This is a genomic window from Altererythrobacter sp. MTPC7 (genome assembly GCF_042851395.1).
GTDB lineage: Bacteria > Pseudomonadota > Alphaproteobacteria > Sphingomonadales > Sphingomonadaceae > CAJXSN01.
Genome location: NZ_BTGS01000037.1, coordinates 1 through 2,949, shown reverse-complemented (window position 1 = coordinate 2,949; position 2,949 = coordinate 1). Strand labels below are relative to the sequence as shown.

The window sequence follows — 2,949 nt, the reverse complement described above, 5'->3', positions numbered from 1 at the left end:
GCAACTGCCAATTGGTATTTTCGCTATCGTCTCCGTTTTCAGTAAAATCTACTATATTCCACGCAACATCAATTGCTTGTTTATCACACCGAGTCGCCATTGGTACGCTGCGATTTCCGGCGGTTTCCCTCCTACTGCTTCCCCCCTGCTTCCCCGGTCATGCTGCACCTGCGTGGGGAAGCAAATATCAAGCGCGTGGGCCACCGGAGCGCAGGAGCAACTTCGAAAGGAATGACAACTCAAATCACGGACAAATCGCATGACCAGATTAACTAAACGCACCGTCGAGGCGCTTAAATCCAACCCAGAGCGTGACGCCTTCCTTTGGGACAACGAACTGCGCGGTTTTGGCGTTCGCGCAAAACCAAGCGGCACCAAAACCTTTATCATCCAGTATCGGAACCAAGAGGCGAGGACCCGTCGCTGCGTCATAGGCCAATATGGAGTCCTGACTGTCGAGCAAGCCCGCAACCTCGCCCAAAAGAAACTCGCCGCCGTGATCGACGGGGCCGACCCGTCTGCCGAACGACACTCGGTCCGCACGGGGCTGACAATCGCAGCAGTTTGCGATTGGTATCTTGCCGAGGCCGAAGCCGGTCGGCTGATCGGACGCAACCGCCGCCCTATTAAAGCGTCATCAATCGCAGGTGATCGAAGCCGCATTGAACTCCACATTAAGCCGCTGATAGGCAATCGCGTGGTCAGCCAATTGAAATTGGCAGATATTGAACGCTTGCAAGGTGATATTGCGGCTGGTCGGACTGCCCAAGCGAGGCGCAGATCCCGAGGTGGGCAAACGGCTGGCGGCGCAGGCGTTGCTGCCCGCGCCATCAGCACGCTTCGCGCTTTACTCAATCACGCCCGCCGCCTCGGCATTATTGAGGCTAGTCCGGCAAAAGGCGTGCGCATCATGGCCTCGCAGAAGGCGAAGCGATATCTGAGCGCTGGCGAAATCCGTCACCTTGGCAAGGTGATGACGCAGATGGAAAGCGAGGGCGAGCACCCGACCGGCCTTGCTGCAATCCGCGTCATGCTTCTCACCGGTTTTCGCCGCATGGAAGTGCTGGCAATGCGCAAGGAATGGGTACAGCTCGACGACAATCTCGTCCGTTTTCCGGATACAAAGTCCGGTCCGCAAATCCGCGTGGCGGGAGACTCAGCAATGCATGTGCTGGAGGCTCAGGCATTGTCCAGCCATTCGCCCTTCATCTTCCCGGCGGATTGGGGCGATGGGCATTTCATAGGCGTCGTTCGGGTGCTGGGCCGGGTCTGCGCGCGCGCGGGTCTGGACAGCGTGACACCGCACACCCTGCGCCACAGCTTTGCAAGCATGGCAGCGGCACAAGGATTCAGTGAACTGACCATCTCGGGCCTGCTCGGTCATGCCCCGCGCGGCGTAACCCAGCGCTATGTGCACCTGGATACCGCGCTCGTCATCGCGGCGGATCAAGTGGCGGGAGAGATTGCTCGACTATTGGACGGTGGCGAGTTGCGGAGCGTGCGGGAGATCAAGCAAGCGCGCACACTGGCAGCGTTGCGTGCTGTGGCATGATGCCTACTTGTCTAGGTCTGCCCTGAAGCCAGATTGAGAGACTGCGGTAGCTCGTGCTTGTCGCCGCTCCAAATCAAGGCCTGTCTCCAGAAATGGGGATGGGCCTTGTGGATAAGCCTGTGGTCTGTTCGGACTATCAGGAACCGGGGGACACGGACTATCAGGAACTCACAGCTCGGACTATTAGGAACCAAAACAGGCCTCAAACCCGCAGAAATGCTGGGCTCCAGCGCCTCTTAACTATGCTAACGACAATCCTTGTCGGATTGTTGCTAACGCGCAGCATATCAGCGCGCGGCTCCTTAGCGCTTTGGGGTGCGCCGTCGCCGCGCGCCTGTGCACTCGGCAGGTGCAAGCTTCGCGGCTGCTTGCTAGAGATTAGACGATGAAGACCGACCTTGATCATTTGCCCCCGCAAAAGCAGCGCGAACTTGAGCGCGTGGTGCAGCTTATCTTCGAGGAGTTTGATGACGCCTTTGCCCTCGCCAAGCATGAGTGGAAGAAGGCGGGGCGCATCCTCAAGGTGATCCTTTACGGTAGCTATGCGCGCGGCACGTGGGTCGATGAGCCCCACACCGCGAAGGGCTACCGCTCCGACTTCGATCTGCTGATCATCGTCAACGACAAGCGGCTCACCGACAGAGTCAAATACTGGGCGAAGCTAGATGACCGGTTGATGCGCGAATATGGCGTTACCGGTACGCTCAAGACTCCAGTCAACTTCATCGTCCATACCCTGCAGGAGGTGAACGACGGGCTCGCCCACGGGCGGTATTTCTTCATGGACGTGAAGGAGGACGGTGTTGCGCTTTACCAGTTCGATGAGACTGAGCTTCATACGCCTAAGCCCAAGACACCGGTGCAGGCGCTCGCCATGGCGCAGGAGTATTTTGACGAGTGGCTGCCGACAGCGATGGGATTTAAGCGCAATGCTGGTTACGCAGTACGAGACGGAGACCTCAAACTCGCGGCATTCTTGATGCACCAGACAGCAGAGCGACTTTACCACTGCGTGCTTCTGGTCTGCACTTTTTATACGCCGCATAATCACAACTTGGCCTTTTTGCGCACGCAGGCCGAGCGGATCGACCCGCGTCTCACCTATGTCTGGCCCCGCGAAACCAAGCGCGATCGCACCCGGTTCGAAAAGCTCAAGGACGCCTATGTCAAAGCGCGCTATTCGAAGCACTATCGCGTCACCAAGGAAGAGCTTGAATGGCTCGGCGCGCAGGTTGAAGAGCTTGGCCGCGTCGTGCACGAAGTGTGCTCGGAACGCATCTCGAAGCTAAAGGCCGAAACGAAGGCCAAGCCTGACCAGATTCGGTGATCGAGCGAGGACTTGTTGTCTCCGCTTTCGCCTTTTCTAAGCCGAAAGCAGCCTGTCGGTTTGCGACCCA

Annotated in this window: 3 protein-coding genes; all 3 read left to right on the top strand. The window is 58.1% G+C overall.

Going from position 1 to position 2,949, the window contains the following annotated elements; genetic code table 11:
- Positions 1–235 (top strand): hypothetical protein (locus ACGHJ7_RS14710; RefSeq protein WP_390479169.1); only part of this gene is annotated, 235 nt, incomplete at its 5' end.
- A 24-nt stretch (positions 236–259) separates the two neighbouring features.
- Positions 260–1,552 (top strand): site-specific integrase, encoded by a 1,293-nt coding sequence (locus tag ACGHJ7_RS14705; protein ID WP_320181068.1) that lies wholly within the window; start codon positions 260–262, stop codon positions 1,550–1,552.
- Positions 1,553–1,937: 385 nt separating this feature from the next.
- Positions 1,938–2,879 (top strand): HEPN domain-containing protein, encoded by a 942-nt coding sequence (locus ACGHJ7_RS14700; RefSeq protein ID WP_390479167.1) that lies wholly within the window; start codon positions 1,938–1,940, stop codon positions 2,877–2,879.
- The last annotated feature ends 70 nt before the right edge of the window (positions 2,880–2,949 follow it).

Bases quoted from the DNA above. Each gene is read 5' to 3' on its own strand.
- ACGHJ7_RS14705 (WP_320181068.1), top strand. From the start codon at position 260: ATGACCAGATTAACTAAACGCACCGTCGAGGCGCTTAAATCCAACCCA.
- ACGHJ7_RS14700 (WP_390479167.1), top strand. From the start codon at position 1,938: ATGAAGACCGACCTTGATCATTTGCCCCCGCAAAAGCAGCGCGAACTT.